This window comes from Turneriella parva DSM 21527 (genome assembly GCF_000266885.1).
GTDB lineage: Bacteria > Spirochaetota > Leptospiria > Turneriellales > Turneriellaceae > Turneriella > Turneriella parva.
Window position 1 is genome coordinate 3391941 of the sequence record NC_018020.1, and the last position, 17903, is coordinate 3409843.

A 17903-nucleotide genomic window follows, 5' to 3' on the forward strand; every position below is an offset into this window, starting at 1 on the left:
CAGTCCCCATGTCTGACATGGCCTCGCAGCACTCTCGTTATCCGCATTTTCTTGAACCTCTCGATCTGGGGTACACGCGCCTGCGTAACCGGTCGATTATGGGGTCTATGCACACTGCGCTTGAAGAGACTGAAGGGGGCTTTAAACGGCTGGCAGCCTTCTATGCAGAGCGGGCGAGGGGCGAGGCAGGGCTCATCGTCACGGGCGGTATAGCTCCGAACCCTGCGGGGCGGGTTTTTACCGGCGCCGCCAAGATGGATACGGAGCATGAATCTGACGAGCACCGCGTTATAACCGAGGCAGTCCATGCCAATGGCGGGCTCATCGCGATGCAGATTCTGCATACCGGGCGTTACGGTTACCACCGCGAAGCCGTGGGTGCGTCTGAAATTCAGGCGCCGATTAATTTTGTGAAGCCGAAAAAGATGACGAGCGAAGAGGTCTGGCAAACGGTCGCCGATTACGCGACCTGTGCCAAACTCGCGCAGCGGGCCGGGTATGACGGCGTCGAAATTATGGGGAGCGAAGGCTATCTCATTAACCAGTTCACCGCCGTGCGCACCAACAATCGCGACGACGAATGGGGCGGCAGTTACGAAAAGCGCATGCGGTTTCCCATCGAAGTTGTGAAGGCCGTGCGTAAAGCCGTCGGGGAAAAATTCATTATCATCTATCGCTTGTCGTTGCTCGATCTCGTCGATGGCGGCTCAAGCTGGGAAGAGGTTGTCGAACTCGGTAAAGCGATCGAGGCAGCCGGGGCAACGATTATCAACACCGGCATCGGCTGGCATGAAGCACGCATACCGACGATTGCGATGGTCGTACCGCGCGGTGCTTTCAGCGCCGTCACGGCAAAGCTCAAGAAAGAAGTCAGACTACCGGTCGTGACATCGAACCGCATCAATAATCCAGAGCTTGCCGAAGCGATCATTGCGCGCGGCGATGCCGACCTCGTCTCGATGGCGCGTCCCTTTCTCGCGGACGCAGAATTTGTCGCCAAGGCCCGTGCAGATAAGGGACACCTGATCAACACCTGCATCGCGTGTAACCAGGCCTGCCTCGACCATACATTTGGCGGCAAACTCACGAGCTGCCTCGTGAACCCGCGCGCGTGTAACGAGACGAATCTGAACTATGTCAAGACAGCGGCGCCGAAAAAGATCGCGGTTGTCGGTGCAGGCCCGGCAGGTCTATCTGCGTCCACGGTGCTAGCCGAGCGCGGCCACAACGTGACCCTGTTTGACGCCGCCAGCAAAATCGGCGGGCAGCTGAATGTTGCGCGAGAAATACCCTCCAAAACCGAATTTGATGAAACGATTCGCTATTTTGGCAACATGCTGAAAGAACACAACGTGCACGTCGAACTCGGCAAGAAGGTGACGGCAGCCGAACTTGTGGCCGGCGGCTTTCAAGAGGTGATTCTGGCTACGGGCATCATTCCGCGTAAGCTTGCGATTCCCGGTGGTGATTCGGTACGCGTGCTGAGCTATCTCGATGTGCTGCGCGACAAAAAGCCTGTCGGCAAAAATGTCGCAATCGTGGGCGGCGGTGGTATCGGTTACGATACGGCGCTCTACCTCACCGACGGGGGCCATGCGACCTGGGCAAAGCCTGACGAATTTGCGAAAGAATGGGGCTTTGACCTCACCGTTTCGACGCGTGCCGGCCTGAAAGAAAAATCAGCCGAGCACAAGAAATCTCCGCGCAGCGTGACCATGTTCAAGCGCAGCAAGGGCAAATTCGGCTCAACGCTTGGCAAGACCACCGGCTGGGTGCACAAGATCACCCTCGAAGAGCGCGGCGTTGCGCAGGTTTCAAACGTGACCTACGAAAAAATCGACGACCAAGGCCTGCATTACGGACTCAAGGGCGAAACGAAAGTTCTGCCCTGCGACACGGTAGTCGTCTGCGCGGGCCAGGAACCCAACCGTGAACTCGAAGCGCCTCTGAAAGACGCCGGCATCAACGTTCACATTATTGGCGGCGCCAAAGAAGCCGGCGAACTCGACGCCAAACGTGCCATCGCCGAAGGGGCAGAGTTGGGCGCAAGATTGTAGACAGACTGGCCGATACTTGAAATGTTACGTTTAAGGCTGGCCCGAACAGAAGCTGTGAACGACGGGGATACATAAAGTCATGTCAGATAAGCTGTTATACGACGCGAAAGAGCCGTTGCTGATCGCGGGCAAACGCCCGCTCAACGAGGCTTTTCTGAATCAGTTTCACAGCACCATCAGTCCGGCGCAGATTCACCAGTTCGAAAAACTCTATCGCGAGTTAAAGACTGAAATCGGCATCATTGGTATGAAACCTGCTGATTATATCACGCAGATCAACATGGGCTACCAGCGCTACCAGGAACACCGTGGCCTCGATGCGTTTCACCCGATGGATGACAAAAGCCTTAAGTACGTTCTCGAGTTTCTTGAAGAATCTATCAAAGATGTTGCCCGCGAGGTTCAGAAGAACGCCGCAAAGCAGCTTATCCGTTAACACCACAGGAGCACTATGAAATTTCTTCGCTATGCAATTATCGCGGCGGTCACGCTGCAAGCCGGGTGCAGCAACATGCCGCAAGACGACGCCAATATCATCAAGGCATACCCAAACCCTTACAACCCGACAGCGGGAGTGCTCACGATCGAGCGCACTGACGGATCGGCGTTTGCCGCACAGAACGACCTCATCATTTACGACTTCAACCTCGCCGAAGTCTACCGGGCAAATATTGCCCCGATCGATACCGGTACCAACAAGAAACTTGTCTGGGGTGGCGTCGATTCAGGCGGTACGCGCGTTGCGCCGGGTGTCTATTATGTGAAAGTCATCACGACGAGTGCAACGACTGTCACGAATGCCGACAGCATGTTCAAGCTGATCGTACAATAACTGAGGATCTATGAAATACATCAAAATATTGACCCTCGCGCTGCTTTCAGCAACGGTGCTCGAAGCCCGAACCTCATCGGCAGAATTCTTAGAACAGGGCTTCGGCGCCAAGAGCGTCGGACTCGGCAATGCGTACGGCGTGGTCGTGTCAGACCCGTCAGCCGTCTACTGGAACCCAGCAGGCCTCGCGCAGATATATTCTGAAAAGCGTACGACGCAGACAATCGAAGCCCCTAAAACGGCTGAAAAGCCAGCGGGCGACGACGAAGAGTTTAACAAATTACTCGAAGACCAGAACACTTCGGGCAGCAAAGAATCAAAAACAGTCGAAATCACCGAACGTGGCTTTCAGGCGCAGCTGAACACTTCAGCGGGTTACCTTTCAAACGGGCGCCTCATGTACTTTGGCGCGGCGGGTGTTTCAGCGCTGGGCGGCGGGCTTGCAGCAGGTGTCGGTGGAACGCGAATTCAGTCGATATCGACCTACGATGCGGCGGGTAATGCGACTGGCAGCACAGCAAACAATTCATATGCGGGTTATCTCGGCTATGGCTGGGGTTCTGGCCCCGTGAGGCTGGGCCTCAGCGGTTTTGCCGTGCGCGAAGACCTTGCGGGGGGCGCTGTCAACGGTGCCGGCGTGAACGTCGGTGCGCAGGTCGTCGTGTTGCCGCCGCTTCTCGCCGTCGCCGCAGATATCAAGAATCTCGGCGCCATACAAAGCCGTACCAACTCAGGCTTTAAAGAAGTCGGTAAGCTCGATACGCTTTTCAGCTTCTCGATGCAGATTCAGGCACCGCCGCCGAATTCAAACTTCAAGCTCGTGCTTGGCTTTACGGCAAACCTCGATAAACCCGAAGGCGACGGCGTCAGGCTCAACATGGGCATGGCTTATGGATTCAATAAATACATGTACGCGATGCTGGGCCTCAACGGTTCACGCCCGGCGATTGGCCTCGGCGCAAATATCGGCAAAACTTTCCAGATGGCCATCTCTGCGAACCGTGACGTACTCGGTCGCGAGTTCCAGTATTTTGGCGAATTGAATTTTGCATTCTGATAGCTCTCTGTCCCCCCTCGGCCCTGCGGGCTCCTCACCCCGCGTGCGGGGAAAGGGCGGTAGGGGGGAGCGAGTGCAGCTCTGGGGAGTCATCAATCTTACGCCCAATTCGTTTTTTGCGGGTTCACGCGCTGAGGGTTTAGGTGCGCTGAACCGCGCTGCGCAGATGCTTGCCGACGGTGCTGCCAAAATCGACGTCGGCGCCGAGAGCACGAGGCCGGGGGCTGAGACGATTTCAGCGACCGACCAGCTGAACGTACTTTTCCCCTTTATTGATCAATTTGCCGCAGTTCACGGGCAGAACAATCTCAGCAGAATCTCTGTCGACACGCGCGATATTGCCGTGATGCGTGCCTGCCTCGACAAGGGCGTCACGACGATCAATGACGTGAGCGGCGGCGATGACGCGATTTACGAGCTCGTGGGCAAGAGCGGCTGCGACTATGTACTGATGCATACCAAAGGCGACCCGAAGACGATGCAGCAGGCGGCAACCTATGGCAATGCCACAGCCGAAGTGCTGGCATACCTGCAAGAGCACACTGAGAAGCTCGCCGCGGCCGGCGCAAAAAGGACACAGATCATCTGGGATACCGGCATTGGTTTTGGTAAACTTGCAGAGCATAATCTTGAACTGATTGCCCGGCATGAAATATTCTCGGCGCACGGTGTGAGGCTGCTCGCGGGAGTTTCGCGAAAATCGTTTATTGGCCACTTTACAGGCAAGAGTGACCCGGCTGACCGGCTGATCGGTACATTGGCCGTGCAAACGTATTTAACTTTACGCGGCCTCGATATTCTGCGTGTTCACGATGTGAAAGAGATGGCCGAAACACTAAAGGTGATTTCAGCGATTCAGCACTATGAACTTTAGCCCGCGAGACATCGTTGACATCGTTCTCGTCACACTGGTCGTCTATTACGGTTACCGGCTCGTGAGGCAAAGCCGTGCCGTACCGATCTTGGGTGGCGTGGCGCTCTTTCTGGCGCTGACTTTTCTAAGCCACCGCGGTCAGCTCGAAACCCTGAGCTGGCTCTTCGATTCTATCTCGGCGTATTTTGTGATTGCGATTCTGGTTGTCTTGCAGCCCGAACTCCGCAGGTTGTTTTACCAGATTGGCCAGGCGCGCTGGTACAGAACGCTGATTCAGGTGCAGCAGGTGCCGGTAGACGAAATAATCGCCGCATGCAAACAAATGGGCGAAACCCGCTGTGGCGCGCTGATTGCGATTGTGCACAAAGTAGGGCTGAGGCAATACAGCGAGTCGGGGGTGCAGATCGCCGGCCGTGTCTCGCGCGAACTGCTTGCAGCGATTTTTCACGGCAAGAACCCGCTGCACGACGGCGCGGTGATTCTTGAAGGGCAGACGCTGATTTCGGCCGCGTGCTATTTGCCCATGACGGCCTCGGCTGAAATCAAAAGATCTTACGGCGCCAGGCACCGCGCCGCTCTGGGCCTCAGCGAAGATTCTGACGCGCTCGTGATCGTGATCTCTGAAACCAACGGCAAAATCGCGCTCGCGTTTCTCGGTGAAATGAAAGAGAACGTCGACCTGGCCGAGCTGCGCCGGTTGCTCAATGCCTTTAACCTCAACACGCTCGCTGAAGAGTGGAAAGCGAAATGATACGCCGCATATTGTACTATATCTTTATCGAAGATTACGTGGCGAAGATTGTGTGCTTCGTTATCGGTTGTGGCCTGTGGTTTTATGTCGAGGTTGCGCGCGTGACGCAGACTTCGCTGAACATTCCGGTCGAATATATCAAAAAGCCGGCAAACCTTTATTTGAAGCAGGGGCAGGCACGTTTCGTGAAGATCACGGTCAGGGGTCGTGATGAATTTCTGAAATTTTCGACGACGGGCATCAAGGCCGAGGTGAATCTCGCCAATGCGCGCGGCGGCGATGCGAACTATCCATTGATATTTGACGCACGGCAGTTGCCCGAACGTGTCGAGGTCGCATCGAAACCCGACACGCTTACCGTCGGCCTGGAAGCGGGCGCATCGAAGGTTGTGCCGGTCAAAGTCGTGACGAGTGGAAATCCTGATGCAGCATTTAAATTGCAGAAGGCGGGCGCGAATCCGCAGCAGATCGAAATCGACGGGCCTGAAGCTGTGGTGTCGTCTCTGCAGGCGCTCGATACCGAAGCGGTCGACATCGAAGGCGCGTCTAAAACCATTACACGCAAAATAAACCTGCGCATACCCGATCAGGTTTCAACCGACAAAGTGCGCAGCGTGAACGTGCGCATCGACTTTGTACCAAAGACGTACAGCGAAGAGCAGCAGTTCGACCAGATTTCGGTCAGGGTGCAGAATCTTGACGCTGCCCTCAACGCAGCGCTCTCAGACCAGACCGTGCAGGTTCAGGTTCAGGGTGAGAGCGCAGCGGTTAAGAAACTCAAGCCCAGCGATATTTATATATACGTCAACGCCGAAGACACACGCTACAACAGCCGCACCGGCAGTATCTTGCCCTACGCGAATGAATCGGGTGTGCCGGTCAAAGGCCGAATTCTGAACGGTTCGCGCAAGGTGCAGATCTTGAGCATCACGCCCGACCGGGTCAACATTCGTTTTTCTGTAAAACCCGAATATGCAAAGAAAGACCCTTAAAGGAAACCCCCGACATGCCTTTTGAAAATGCGATGATAAAACTCGGCGTGAATATTGACCATGTCGCGACGCTGCGCAATGCACGAGGAGAAAACGACCCGGCGCTCATTGAACTTGCGCTCATCGCGCAGAATGCGGGTGCCGACCTTATCACGGTGCATCTGCGCGAAGACAGGCGGCATATTCGTGACGCCGACGTCTTTGATCTCAAGAAACACCTGAAAGTACCGCTGAATTTTGAAATGGCACTCTCAGAAGAAATTCTCGCGATCGCGTTGAAACTGCAACCCTCGACCGCATGCATTGTGCCCGAAAGGCGCGAAGAGATTACGACTGAGGGAGGTCTCAATGTCGGCCAGTTTGCCGACACGGTAAAGAGCTTCACGGAGCGCCTGCAGGCAAAGGGCATCGAAGTGTTTCTTTTTATTGAGCCCGACATTTTTTCGGTCAAAGCCGCCGCAGCGACAGGGGCGCGTGGTATCGAATTCCATACCGGCGCTTATGCACGTTCTTTCACCCACCTGCCGCAGCGCAAGAATGAGCTGAAACGCCTTGAATCGGCAACCACTGCCGCGCTCGAGTTTGGTCTCGAAGTACACGCCGGCCACGGCCTGAACTATTTTAATGTCACCGAAATTGCTGCGATTGAAGGTATTACCGAACTCAATATCGGCCATGCGATTATTGCGCGCAGTCTGGCCGTAGGGTTAGACGAAGCAATCTTTGAAATGCGCACGGCGATGAGCCGGTAATGCCAGGCAGACGGCGCGGCGTCAACTGATTATGGGCTACGCGACTCTTTATGATACCGTAAGAGACCTCGAGAAACACGGCCGGCTGATTCGCGTCAGTGAAGAGATCGACAGCGATTTAGAGATGGCCGCCGTGCACCGGCGCATCAATGCGCAGCAGGGCCCCGCGCTGTTTTTTGAGAATATCAAGGGCAGGGATTTTCCCGCGGTATCGAACCTTTTCGGTACGGGCGAGCGTTCGCATTTTCTGTTTCGTGATTCATTTTCGGCCGTGCGCGAAGTTCTGCAACTCAGAAAAAGACCGATGTCGGTTCTGAATCCGCGTACTTTTTTCAGCGCGATCAAGATCGGCGTGCTTGCGCTGCCACGCCCCGCAATCTTTGCGGGCAGCTTTGACCCCGTGTCGATCACGCGGGTGCCGGTCACCAAGTCGTGGCCCAAAGACGGTGGCAATTTTGTCACGCTGCCGCTTGTCTATACCGAGCACCCGGAACACCCCGGCGTTATGCGCTCGAATCTCGGTATGTACCGCGTGCAAACGAGTGGCAACAGCTACAGCGACGATCAGACGATGGGGATACACTACCAGCTGCACCGCGGTATTGGCATTCACCACACCGCGGCGGCGAAAATGAAGCAGCCGCTCAAGGTGACGGTGATTGTCGGTGGCCCGCCGGCGCTGATGCTCGCGGCGGTAATGCCGCTACCTGAAACAATTTCAGAGCTCATCTTTGCCTCGATGTTAGGCCGGCGCATGTTCAGGTACCGGCGCCGCCAGGGTTATCTTCTTTCGCCTCAGGCGGATTTTTTTATTCACGGCGAGATCTCACCCAATGAGACGCTGCCCGAAGGGCCGTTCGGCGACCATCTCGGTTATTACAGCTTGACGCATGATTTTCCGGTATTGCGCGTCAAAAAGATTCTGGCGCGCAGGCGTCATGCGATCTGGCCGTTTACGGTGGTCGGCAGGCCCCCGCAAGAAGATTCAGCGTTTGGTAGACTTATTCACGAACTGACAGACGGTCTGATTGAAAATGAGATACCGGGAGTGCGCGCAGTGCACGCAGTCGATGCAGCGGGTGTGCACCCGCTGCTTCTGGCAGTCGGTTCTGAGCGGTACATGCCATATCTGGCTCCGCAACCTCGTGAAATTCTGACGCAGGCAAATGCGATTCTGGGGTTCAACCAGATGTCGCTCGCGAAATATCTGTTCATCGCGGCTGAAGAAGGTGCAGCCCGCCTCTCGGTGCACCGCGTTGAAGAGTTTTTGCGCTACGTACTCGAGCGTCTCGACTTCTCACGCGATCTGCACTTTCAGACACGCACAACGATGGATACGCTCGACTATTCGGGTGGTAGCCTAAACGAAGGCTCAAAGCTCGTGCTGGCTGCGTATGGGCCCAAACTTCGCGAACTCGCCACCGAAATTCCGGCACGTTCGATCAGCCGATACAATTTTCGCGACGTGAAACTGGCAATGCCCGGTGTTCTCGCGGTGCGCACGACCGCCTTTAAAGACTACAAGGGAAGTGAATTCGAAATGCGCACAGTTGCATCGGCTGCGCGGCCGCTCGCCGAGGCGGGCATTGCCCTCGTGGTGCTCGTCGACGATGCAGAATTTGCCGCGCAGTCGCTGGATAATTTTCTCTGGGTCACGTTTACGCGCTCAGACCCAGCGCGCGATATTTACGGTGTTGAAGCGAACGTGCAGCATAAACACTGGGGCTGTAAGGCGCCGCTCATCATCGATGCACGGGTGAAGCACCACCACGCAGGTGTTTTGACCGAAGACCCTAAGGTGACGCAGCGTATCGAAAGGTTCTTTCGCCGCGATGCCTCACTGGGTAAGTTCTCCCTTTGAGGAGTCTTAAAAGTCACCGCTCAGCCGAAAACGCTGCATTTACCAGCGGCAAATACACGCGAAACGGCCTATTCAGGCCGGTTTCCGCCAGAGCGCCGCGCTTGTTCAGCGCGGTTCGCGACCTTTAAGACATCCTTTAGTGACATAACGTTTTCCTGAATCTTCAATTTCACACCCAATGCCTGTCGATACTTGTATGCGGAGAGCGTATGCAAGCCACAGACAACACCAACGATCAAATGGAAGACAAACTGCTCGATCTGGATAAATACCGGTTGAAGCTGAAGCTGCGCGACTCGGGTGTTGAATGGCATGAAGACAAGGCCGGTAAGTTCAAGATTTGGCTGCGGCTCGGTGCGCAGCAAAACGCGGCGCACACCTGATGCTAAAAAACCTTTTCGGCGCCTTTCGCACCCCTAAGACGCACCGCAACCCTGTACCGACAGTTGACATCATTATTGAAATCGGCGGTAAGATTGTGCTGATCGAACGGCGCCATGAGCCATTCGGCTGGGCGATTCCCGGCGGATTCGTTGACTATGGCGAAAGCCTTGAAGACGCCGCACGGCGGGAGGCTAAAGAAGAGACGAGCCTTGATGTGAGGTTAAAATCGCTGTTGGGTGTTTATTCGAAGCCCAGCCGCGACCCACGTAGGCACACCATTTCGGCAGTCTATTTAGCGTCTGCAAAAGGCAAACCCGAGGCGGCAGACGATGCGAAAAATCTCGGTCTCTTTTCGCTGAACGCTTTGCCGCCCGCGCTGGCGTTTGACCATGCGGAAATTCTGAGCGACTATCGCCGTTTCAGAAAATCGGGTAAATTGCCGCCGCTGGGGTGACTCGGCGGGAACTCGCTGGTGCGATTTTTTTCCGCAATTTTCGGCGCTAATCGGCGCAAATTCCCCCGCGAATCGGTAACGATTCGCTCTGCAAGTGGCGAAGACGCCAGAATTCACGCCGATTTTTCGCCTCGCGGCGAAATCGCCCCGAAAATTACAAAAAAAATCGCCCGATGTTATAGCTTCGCGAGTTCCCGCCGAGTCACTGGGGTGAGATTCGCTGCAGCGCTTGTCGCGGCGGGCCGGTTCTGCAGTTTAATCGTTCATGATCACCGGCAAGAAAGTTTTTAATGACGGTGATCGCATTCGCGCAACTTATCTCGGTAAATTCAGCGAAGCAAAACTTTTACCCCCAGCCGCGACTGAAATTGCCTTTATCGGCCGTTCGAACAGCGGCAAGTCTTCGCTGCTTCGGGCGTTGATCAACGCCGACAAGATGCCGCAGGTTTCGGCGAAACCTGGCAGCACTCGGCTCATGCATGCATATCGACTGGGCAACGACGCTGAAAATCAGAATGGCCTCATGCTTGTGGATTTTCCCGGTTACGGTTATGCGAAAAGTTCGGCGGTCTTTCGCGCCCGTTTTTCTGAAATGCTGCTCGACTATCTGCAGAGTAAACGTAACGTTCGCGCGCTCTGCCTCATGATGGACTCAAGGCGCATGCCCGAAGAAGAAGAGCTTGAAATTGCGAAAATCGCACGGCAGAGGCATACATCCTTATTACTATGTTTAAACAAGGTCGACCAGCTGAACCAGAAAGAACTCGCAGCGCTTACCAAAACCTGGGCGGGTAACAAGACATTCTTTGAAATTCTCGCGGTTTCGGCGGCTAAACGGCAGAATCTCGATTACCTGCGCACGTTTATTCTCTCATCGGGAACCTGATGGTGACTACGCGGGAACTCGCTGGCGCGATCCTTCTCCGAAATTTTCGACGCTAATCACCGCAAATTCCCCCGCGAATCGTTGTCGATTCGCTCTGCAAGCTATTGGAATTTGCGCCGATTTTTCGCCTAGCGGCGAAATCACGCCGAAAATTCCGGGAAGAATCGCTGCTTAATTTGGCTTCGCCAGTTCCCGCGTAGTCATTAAGCTGATTTACGGCGCAGGTCGCCTTCACATTCGTTCGCATGCAGATTGAAACCGCGGTGACGCGCATGCTGGGCATAGACCTGCCGATTATCGGCGCGCCGATGTTTTTGGTGTCGTACCCCGATCTCGTTTGCGCGGTTTCGAATGCGGGCGGTATCGGCACGATGCCCGCTCTGAACTACCGCACAACCGACGAACTGCGCAAAGGCCTCAGCGAAATCAGAGCCCGCACTTCAAAACCCATAGGCATCAATCTTATCCTGCACAAAGAGCATAACCCGAAATGGGCCGAACAGTTTCAGGTATGCCTCGAGTTCAAGGTTGAACTTCTGATCACGTCGCTCGGTTCGCCTCGTAGCATCGTGAAAGAAGCTAAGTCCGTTGGCTCAAAAGTTTTCTGTGACGTCACGACGCTGAAACACGCGAACATCGTCGCCAAGTCGGGCGCCGACGCGCTGATCGCCGTAGCGCAGGGGGCAGGGGGGCACGCTGGCGCGATCAGCCCCTTCGCGCTCATACCATACCTCAAACAAGAGCTGCCCGATCTACCCGTCGTCGCCTCGGGCGCGATCTCAAACGGCAGGCAGATGGCAGCGGCACTTGCGCTCGGCGCCGACGCGGTTTATGTGGGGACGCGCCTCATCGCGACACCCGAAGCGAACGCATACGACGAATACAAACAGATGCTGATTGATTCTGCGCCTGAAGAAATTATCTATTCACCGAAGATTTCAGGCATACCCGCGAACTGGCTCAAGCGTTCGATCGATAAACTAGACCCTGACTTCAAGCCAGACACTGGTCTAAACGTCGATGCGAAATCATGGAAAGAAGTCTGGTCTGCGGGTCACGGCGTCGCGCAGATTTCAGATATCCGTCCGGCAGGCGACATCATCACCAGCATGGCAGACGATTACCAGCAAGTCAAAAAGGGGCTACCATAATGCCGCTGGATCAGCAATACGGAGAGAATAGTGCAGCGGCAGCCCGTGCCCCACGAGGTGGCGGGGCTGACGCAGCCATGGACGGCGTAGCGGCAGCGAATTCTGATATCAAAAAACTGCGGCAAGAGCAGGGCTACATGCCGATGGCCGAGCACCTTGGCGAACTCAGAAACCGCCTCATGCGCGCCGCGCTCTGGATCGTGGCTTTTGCTGCCTTGAGCTACATTTTCTACAGCGAAGTCTGGCAGTTCATCATGGGCCCGGTCGCCGACCTCATTCGCAAATCGCGCGAACCTGGCATGCCGGCAGTCAAGATCATGACCACACGCCTCGGCGATAACTTCGCGATCGAATTCAAGGTGCTGCTGCTTTCGGGGTTTATCGCGGGCTTTCCGATGATTCTTTTCGAGATCTGGCGGTTCATCACGCCCGCCCTCACGGCTGGCATTCGCCGCTGGGGCAGCGTGATTCTGATCTCATCGGTATCGCTCTTCTGGTGCGGCGTGCTGTTCGCGCGCCTTGTCACCTGGAAAACCGTTGCGGATTTCTTGGTCTTTCAATGGTTGCCGCCTGCGCTCGTCATCTCAGCCACCGAAACAATTCGGCCCGAGATCAACCTGACGGTTGGCGACTACCTCTCATTTTTCACCGGCTTTCATGTTGCGTTCGGCCTCAGCTTTCAGCTGCCGATTGTCTCTGTGATTCTGGGCTCGATGGGTATTATCTCAAGCGGTTTATTCTTCCGTTTCTGGCGCCACGCGATCGTTATTCTCTGTGTTTTCTCGATTGTCGTGATGCCACCCGACGTCTTTGCGATGCTCTCGCTTATGGTGCCGATGCTCGGTTTGTATTTTCTATCGGCGCTGCTGGTGCGCATGATTGAACGGCGGGCATGAAGCAGAATGCCGGGTTGACCGCGATCTGCGAGTCATTCGGGTGAGTTCAACTGCCGGCGCCATTTGCCCGAAAAGACAAACCGCCAGAACGTGAATAGGTTTTCCATGGAGAAGCGGGCGATAAAATCTAACGGAGACTGAAATCGCTCAGGCGGCACTTTTTCCCGCTTGTGCCCGAATCCCTGTACCAACAGTACAAACACCATGGCGCCAAACGACGCTGCGGCCACAGGCCATTCGACCAATGCAAGGTGAACGGTAAGAGATACCGTTGCGGCAAAAAAGATCGGCGCTGTCAGTATATGGATGAACAAATTCACTCGGTTTGCATGGTACTTCGCATAGCCCTCATATTGCCAGCGGATAAGATTGGGAGTAATGAGCATGCACTTTGCTGCCGATGCCTCAGGGGCTGTCAAGCGACTGTGGGCGCGAGGGGTTGAAATCGGAATTTACGGAGAATATGGCGACAACCCTGTGAATCCTGCTTATGCATGACTTCCCATAAGGTATCTTATGTCACATCGCCAGAGCAGGGCAAAAGCGGCAGGCAGAAGGCTACGGCCGCCGCAAGTCGGCACGGGTTAGATTTTGTTTTCAGGCAGCACGCTGCCATGGTCAACAATTGTCGCCAGCATCAGTTCGACTTCATCTGCCTGGTAGAAATGCCGGTGGTGTTCTGGATACTCCACACCGGGCCTGGTTTCGAGGTGCTTCAGCGGACACCAGCCTGCTTCAATCTGGCTGAGAGCGTATGCCAGGCGAATGATGAAGTGCTTCTCAAAGCGCACGACGCGCATGAACCAGCTATGGGTGTCTGCATAGGCCGGTAATTCATCGAGCTGCTGCCGGGCTGCGTTTGCGGGTAGATTGCGCAGGCCTAAGGGCGTTGCGACCAGCAGCTCATAGATGATGTGCAGTGTTACCCACTGTGCGATGACCAGCACCGGAATGTACATGAGCAAGAACGGCAGCGCGATCAGCTTCTGGCGCAGCGTAATGCGTGGCGCTGCTGCGGCTACTTCGTCGAGCCAGCAATTCAAGAAATGCACGCTGCCATTGGCGTATCCGCAGAATGCGCAGTTGACCTTGTCCATGAAGGTTAAGCCCGCTATGCGGTAGCGGTCGATAATCACGTAATCGGCGATGGCGCGCCGGCTGAGTGCATAAACAGGATTCAGAAAATATTGAATCAGCAGCATAAGCCCTGTGACGTGAATCATAACAAAGAACGGCAAACTGAGGTACATACAGGTGCCACCAAAAGCCACACGCGTAAACCCAAGCCGCTTTACATGGCTGCCAAAGATATTCCAGATAATCGGAATTTCGAACCCTCTGCCAAGAACACGCACTGGAATCAAAAGTCTGGGCACGGCGGTATCGGCATCCCGAGGTATATATGACCGATCGTTCATGTGGCTCTTTATGAACGGTCGGTCATATAGTCAACCTGAATCCTTATGTAGTCTCGATATCAATCCGCCTGGCAATTCTGCTTTACTTGCCAACCCGGCTCATGCAGCAATATGACGCAATGAGAAAGCTGTTTTTTATTTCCGTACTTGCCCTCACTCTTGCCACGGGTGCCAACTCAGGTTCGCTGAAATTTCCCCCTGTTAACCGCAATGGTTCAAATGCGGTCGATCCCGCATCGGCGTGGCGTGTCGCTGCACGGGTAAAACCTCAGATCGACGGGCAGAATATCTACAGCTTTAAATACCTGCCTGACGGCAAATCGCTGCTGATCTCAACGACGGATTTTTATCTCTTCAGGGTCAACGCCGCAGACGGTGTACAACTCTGGAAACAGCCGGCAAAGATGATGTACCAGAAAGAATTCGATGGCCCGGAGATTTTTGACGTCTCACCCGACGGGCGAACTTTCGCCAGCAATGCACAGACACGGCCTGACGTACAGGCTTCAGAGCGCTACCTGGTCATTCGATCGTGCGCCGATGGTTCGGTGGTGAAGGCCTTTGCGCCTGAGAATTCGACCTTTTACAGTGTGCGGGCTGACAAAGACCACCGTTTTCCCGGTGCCGCTGCGGCAAAAGAGCACCTCGAATCCGGAGGCGCCTACTGGCTGATGTCGATCGACAGCGCGCGCTTTATCGAAGGCGGCCGCCGCATCGTCGCCTCGTATAAAAACAATATGGAAGGCCCGAACCTCTACGACCGTCGCCTCGTGATCTATGAGGTCTCAGGCAAAAAGAGCGCCGACGTGCAAATCGTCGCCGACCCGCAGACTGCCAATTGGGATCAACCTGCCGGTTTCGAAATCGGGCACATGCAACTGCCCTATGCCTATAACCCGCGCAAGAAGAGCCTCATTTTCGGCACCGCGCATGGCCGCGTGCACGAGATCGAACCTGCCGCAATGGCGCAGAACCAGCGTACCGCGCTTGCCGAAGCGAAGAGTGCCGGCACTGTCGTCTTCACGCCGCTGAGCAGCTCAGATGATATGCAGACCAAAGACCGCCAAACGAGCCGCCACCTCGCCATATCTGGCGATGGCCAAACCGTTTTTCTGTCTGCTGGTTTTGAAGGCGGTTATGTGCAGCTCTATGCATTCGGCCTCGCGACGCGGCGTGAGATATTTCACAGCACGCTTTTTGACGCAGGCAGCATACAGGTTATCGGCAATGACACGCTTGCCGTGGGTGGCATGTTCTCGGGTGCAAAATTTCTCATCGCCAATATCCGTGGCGGCAAATTACTCTTTGTCTCAGAAGACCATTCGGCTGAATATATACACCCGGCAATTTTTGCCGTAAACCCTGCCGCGCGTGAAGTCGCGGGGCTCGGCAGCGGCAGCACCATTTTACTGCTCAGGCCGCCCGCATAACCCTCGATTCATGTCTTTCGCAATCCGCACGTTCGCGCTTTTGTTTTTCTGGCACCTCTGCTGGCGGTTCGTTTTCAGCGGCGTGATTCGCCAGAGCGGGTTTGCGAGCGACGGCTGGGCATTCTTCAAGAACGGGTTTGTATCAGATCTGGTGTTCGTCACGATTCTCACGGGGGCGCTGCTTTTGATCGATCGCTGGTCGAAACGTGCAGGCCGGTTTGCGTCTTATTTGCTGTTCGGAACCCTGGTTTTAGGATTCATTTTCGTCACGGGATATTTTCAGATTTTTGAAAAACCCGCTGAGTTCGCGACAGTCGGCGCGGGCCTTGGCACGATCGCCGCCGAGTTCTTTCACTCGGCGCTCAAAGAGATTTCACCCGAAATTGCCACGTTTGCCGTTGGGCTCTTGCTTTCATGGGCGCTCATCATCGCGCGGCACCACAGCCGCAGGCTCGGTCTGCATTTTGGCGGCGCCGCGCTCGCTCTGCCGGTGATCGCAATTCTGGTTTCGCACAACCTCATGATTTTTCCCGAGGCGCCGACACGCGAGGCCGCGCGCTGGCAAGGCAGCGAACACACGAACCCATTTGTCTATGCGCTGCTAAAATCTTATTCCCGTAAAAAGGTGGATGCACCGCCGCAAGAGGCCGTCGCGGCTGCGGGCGAACTCTGGCGCTCGCGTTCTGTGCTCGATTCCGCAGAGATACCGGCGACGCAGGTCAAGCGTAAGCATTATAACGTCATTTTCTATATCATGGAATCGACTTCATCGAAGTACACCTCGATGGTCGTCAAAGGCAAACAGGTGATGCCGGTCTTTCAAAACCTGAGAAAGCAGGCCTTCGTGACGCGGCGGCACTACTCGCAGTTTCCGCTTTCAGTGAACGCGCGGTATAACGCCCTCATGTCGGCGTACAATCCGCCGAATAAAAACTGGCTGCCGATGAGCGAACCGAACTTTCCCGCGCCGACGGTGTTTGAGGTTTTCAAAGACGCCGGCTACAGAACTGCGGTCTTGCACACCGCGAGCCTCGACAACTGGAGCTACCGCGACTTTCTAAAGAACCGCCGCATCGACTACCAGGCTGACATGGTCACGCTGGCGGGCCCGGGTGTCGTCAAAACCAGCGGTTTTTCAATCGACGACCGGGCCTATATCGCTCCCGCGATGAAGTTTATCGCTGACTCAAAAGAGAAGCCGTGGTTTATCACGTTTATTCCGGTGATGCCGCACCACCCCTACACGATTCCGTTTGCAGAATATGAACTCTATTCGCCCGCAGAAATTGAAGCAACGCCGTCGCGCAGCGAGCGTCTGCTCAAAGAATACCTGAATGGCCTGCACTATGCCGACGCGACGCTCGGCGAACTTGTGAGGGCGCTAGAAAACGCCAACCAACTCGACGACACCCTGCTCTGTATCTTCGCCGACCATGGCGAAGCTTTTTACCAGCATGCCGGCAACTATCTGCACGCGCTGCAGCTCTATGAAGAAAATGTCGCGATACCGTTTATTATCTATAACCGAAAGCTGTTTGCCGAAAAAAAAGTCTACCCTGGCATCTCGCGTAACATCGACGTCGCCCCCACGGCGCTTGATCTCGCTGGCATTAAAGCTCCCCCTTCGTTCATGGGAGTGTCACTCGTCAGGGCGCACCGCCCTAACCTTGCATATTTTCACACCGACTGGGAAAATGACATCTCGGGCCTGCGTGACGGTAACTTCAAGTACATCTATCGGGCGACAGAAAACCGCGAAGAACTCTACGATCTCGCAGCAGACCCCGACGAAAAGCACGACCTTATCACCAAACGCTTCGACATCGCCGCAAAGCTCAGGTCCGAAGCGCTGAAGGCCCGGCAGACGCAGCGTGATTGGTATATGAAATATCGTGGGCGGTGATTACACTGATTTCGTTTTCTTTTTGCTATGGGCTTAAGCCCATAGCAAAAAGATTGTGAAGCAGAGAAATATTCGCAGATCAGAATATAGCATGAAAGGAAATCTAATTGAAGCGGCGAAAGGGGCTATTCATTCCCGAAGGCCTTCTTTAGCTATGGGCTTAAGCCCATAGCTAAAGGATTGAGGGGCCCGGGGTGCCCAAAGC

At 55.1% G+C, this 17903-nt stretch carries 18 protein-coding genes; 16 read left to right on the forward strand and 2 right to left on the reverse strand.

Going from position 1 to position 17903, the window contains the following annotated elements; translation table 11 throughout:
* The first annotated feature begins 8 nt into the window (after positions 1-8).
* The 14 genes from TURPA_RS16130 (at position 9) to tatC (ending at position 12947) form a co-directional block, all read left to right on the forward strand.
* Positions 9-2057, forward strand: coding sequence for an NADPH-dependent 2,4-dienoyl-CoA reductase (locus TURPA_RS16130; protein ID WP_014804373.1), 2049 nt, complete (start codon positions 9-11; stop codon positions 2055-2057).
* A gap of 79 nt (positions 2058-2136) precedes the next feature.
* The gene (locus TURPA_RS16135; protein WP_014804374.1) at positions 2137-2493 is read left to right on the forward strand and encodes a hypothetical protein; all 357 of its coding nucleotides are present in this window, start codon (positions 2137-2139) and stop codon (positions 2491-2493) included.
* A gap of 15 nt (positions 2494-2508) precedes the next feature.
* A complete protein-coding gene (locus TURPA_RS16140) occupies positions 2509-2889 on the forward strand; it encodes a T9SS type B sorting domain-containing protein (RefSeq protein WP_014804375.1) in 381 nt (126 codons plus the stop codon).
* A 10-nt stretch (positions 2890-2899) separates the two neighbouring features.
* On the forward strand, positions 2900-3946 hold the full coding sequence (locus TURPA_RS16145; RefSeq protein ID WP_014804376.1) for a hypothetical protein: 1047 nt from the start codon (positions 2900-2902) through the stop codon (positions 3944-3946).
* Between the two features lie 73 nt (positions 3947-4019).
* Positions 4020-4820, forward strand: a complete 801-nt coding sequence (gene folP, locus TURPA_RS16150; protein WP_041948577.1) for a dihydropteroate synthase — start codon at positions 4020-4022, stop codon at positions 4818-4820.
* On the forward strand, positions 4810-5571 hold the full coding sequence (cdaA, locus tag TURPA_RS16155; RefSeq protein WP_014804378.1) for a diadenylate cyclase CdaA: 762 nt from the start codon (positions 4810-4812) through the stop codon (positions 5569-5571). The genes folP and cdaA overlap by 11 nt, the downstream gene beginning before the upstream one ends.
* The gene (locus TURPA_RS16160) at positions 5568-6563 is read left to right on the forward strand and encodes a CdaR family protein (RefSeq protein ID WP_014804379.1); all 996 of its coding nucleotides are present in this window, start codon (positions 5568-5570) and stop codon (positions 6561-6563) included. The genes cdaA and TURPA_RS16160 overlap by 4 nt, the downstream gene beginning before the upstream one ends.
* A 14-nt stretch (positions 6564-6577) precedes the next feature.
* Positions 6578-7315, forward strand: coding sequence for a pyridoxine 5'-phosphate synthase (locus TURPA_RS16165; RefSeq protein ID WP_014804380.1), 738 nt, complete (start codon positions 6578-6580; stop codon positions 7313-7315).
* A gap of 31 nt (positions 7316-7346) precedes the next feature.
* On the forward strand, positions 7347-9176 hold the full coding sequence (locus TURPA_RS16170) for a UbiD family decarboxylase (RefSeq protein WP_014804381.1): 1830 nt from the start codon (positions 7347-7349) through the stop codon (positions 9174-9176).
* A 209-nt stretch (positions 9177-9385) separates the two neighbouring features.
* Positions 9386-9559: a hypothetical protein gene (locus TURPA_RS23495; RefSeq protein ID WP_014804382.1), complete on the forward strand. Its 174-nt coding sequence runs from the start codon at positions 9386-9388 to the stop codon at positions 9557-9559.
* Complete coding sequence (locus TURPA_RS16175; RefSeq protein WP_014804383.1) at positions 9559-10014, forward strand: NUDIX domain-containing protein; 456 nt, start codon at positions 9559-9561, stop codon at positions 10012-10014. The genes TURPA_RS23495 and TURPA_RS16175 overlap by 1 nt, the downstream gene beginning before the upstream one ends.
* Positions 10015-10279: 265 nt before the next feature.
* The gene (gene yihA / locus TURPA_RS22180; protein ID WP_014804384.1) at positions 10280-10900 is read left to right on the forward strand and encodes a ribosome biogenesis GTP-binding protein YihA/YsxC; all 621 of its coding nucleotides are present in this window, start codon (positions 10280-10282) and stop codon (positions 10898-10900) included.
* A 245-nt stretch (positions 10901-11145) separates the two neighbouring features.
* Positions 11146-12051, forward strand: a complete 906-nt coding sequence (locus TURPA_RS16190; RefSeq protein ID WP_014804385.1) for an NAD(P)H-dependent flavin oxidoreductase — start codon at positions 11146-11148, stop codon at positions 12049-12051.
* A gap of 77 nt (positions 12052-12128) precedes the next feature.
* Positions 12129-12947: a twin-arginine translocase subunit TatC gene (gene tatC / locus TURPA_RS16195; protein ID WP_041948579.1), complete on the forward strand. Its 819-nt coding sequence runs from the start codon at positions 12129-12131 to the stop codon at positions 12945-12947.
* Between the two features lie 32 nt (positions 12948-12979).
* On the opposite strand, the gene TURPA_RS16200 is transcribed toward tatC, so the two are convergent.
* Together TURPA_RS16200 and TURPA_RS22185 are read right to left on the reverse strand one after the other, a co-directional pair.
* Positions 12980-13333 carry an Mpo1-like protein gene (locus TURPA_RS16200; RefSeq protein ID WP_014804387.1) on the reverse strand — a complete coding sequence of 118 codons (354 nt, stop codon included), beginning with the start codon at positions 13331-13333 and terminating at the stop codon, positions 12980-12982.
* Positions 13334-13531: 198 nt separating this feature from the next.
* Entirely contained in the window at positions 13532-14365 is an 834-nt protein-coding gene (locus TURPA_RS22185; protein ID WP_014804388.1) for a hypothetical protein, read from the reverse strand.
* Between the two features lie 119 nt (positions 14366-14484).
* Between TURPA_RS22185 and TURPA_RS16210 the strand changes: the two genes are divergently transcribed.
* Both TURPA_RS16210 and TURPA_RS16215 read left to right on the forward strand, forming a co-directional pair.
* A complete protein-coding gene (locus tag TURPA_RS16210; RefSeq protein ID WP_041949497.1) occupies positions 14485-15795 on the forward strand; it encodes a hypothetical protein in 1311 nt (436 codons plus the stop codon).
* A gap of 10 nt (positions 15796-15805) precedes the next feature.
* Positions 15806-17698, forward strand: a complete 1893-nt coding sequence (locus tag TURPA_RS16215; RefSeq protein WP_014804390.1) for an LTA synthase family protein — start codon at positions 15806-15808, stop codon at positions 17696-17698.
* The last annotated feature ends 205 nt before the right edge of the window (positions 17699-17903 follow it).

Excerpts from the sequence above, each read along its gene's own strand:
- TURPA_RS16130 (WP_014804373.1), top strand. The coding sequence starts at position 9 with ATGTCTGACATGGCCTCGCAGCACTCTCGTTATCCGCATTTTCTTGAA.
- TURPA_RS16135 (WP_014804374.1), top strand. The coding sequence starts at position 2,137 with ATGTCAGATAAGCTGTTATACGACGCGAAAGAGCCGTTGCTGATCGCG.
- TURPA_RS16140 (WP_014804375.1), top strand. The coding sequence starts at position 2,509 with ATGAAATTTCTTCGCTATGCAATTATCGCGGCGGTCACGCTGCAAGCC.
- TURPA_RS16145 (WP_014804376.1), top strand. The coding sequence starts at position 2,900 with ATGAAATACATCAAAATATTGACCCTCGCGCTGCTTTCAGCAACGGTG.
- cdaA (WP_014804378.1), top strand. The coding sequence starts at position 4,810 with ATGAACTTTAGCCCGCGAGACATCGTTGACATCGTTCTCGTCACACTG.
- TURPA_RS16160 (WP_014804379.1), top strand. The coding sequence starts at position 5,568 with ATGATACGCCGCATATTGTACTATATCTTTATCGAAGATTACGTGGCG.
- TURPA_RS16165 (WP_014804380.1), top strand. The coding sequence starts at position 6,578 with ATGCCTTTTGAAAATGCGATGATAAAACTCGGCGTGAATATTGACCAT.
- TURPA_RS16170 (WP_014804381.1), top strand. The coding sequence starts at position 7,347 with ATGGGCTACGCGACTCTTTATGATACCGTAAGAGACCTCGAGAAACAC.
- TURPA_RS23495 (WP_014804382.1), top strand. The coding sequence starts at position 9,386 with ATGCAAGCCACAGACAACACCAACGATCAAATGGAAGACAAACTGCTC.
- TURPA_RS16175 (WP_014804383.1), top strand. The coding sequence starts at position 9,559 with ATGCTAAAAAACCTTTTCGGCGCCTTTCGCACCCCTAAGACGCACCGC.
- yihA (WP_014804384.1), top strand. The coding sequence starts at position 10,280 with ATGATCACCGGCAAGAAAGTTTTTAATGACGGTGATCGCATTCGCGCA.
- TURPA_RS16190 (WP_014804385.1), top strand. The coding sequence starts at position 11,146 with ATGCAGATTGAAACCGCGGTGACGCGCATGCTGGGCATAGACCTGCCG.
- tatC (WP_041948579.1), top strand. The coding sequence starts at position 12,129 with ATGGACGGCGTAGCGGCAGCGAATTCTGATATCAAAAAACTGCGGCAA.
- TURPA_RS16200 (WP_014804387.1), bottom strand. The coding sequence starts at position 13,333 with ATGCTCATTACTCCCAATCTTATCCGCTGGCAATATGAGGGCTATGCG.
- TURPA_RS22185 (WP_014804388.1), bottom strand. The coding sequence starts at position 14,365 with ATGAACGATCGGTCATATATACCTCGGGATGCCGATACCGCCGTGCCC.
- TURPA_RS16210 (WP_041949497.1), top strand. The coding sequence starts at position 14,485 with ATGAGAAAGCTGTTTTTTATTTCCGTACTTGCCCTCACTCTTGCCACG.
- TURPA_RS16215 (WP_014804390.1), top strand. The coding sequence starts at position 15,806 with ATGTCTTTCGCAATCCGCACGTTCGCGCTTTTGTTTTTCTGGCACCTC.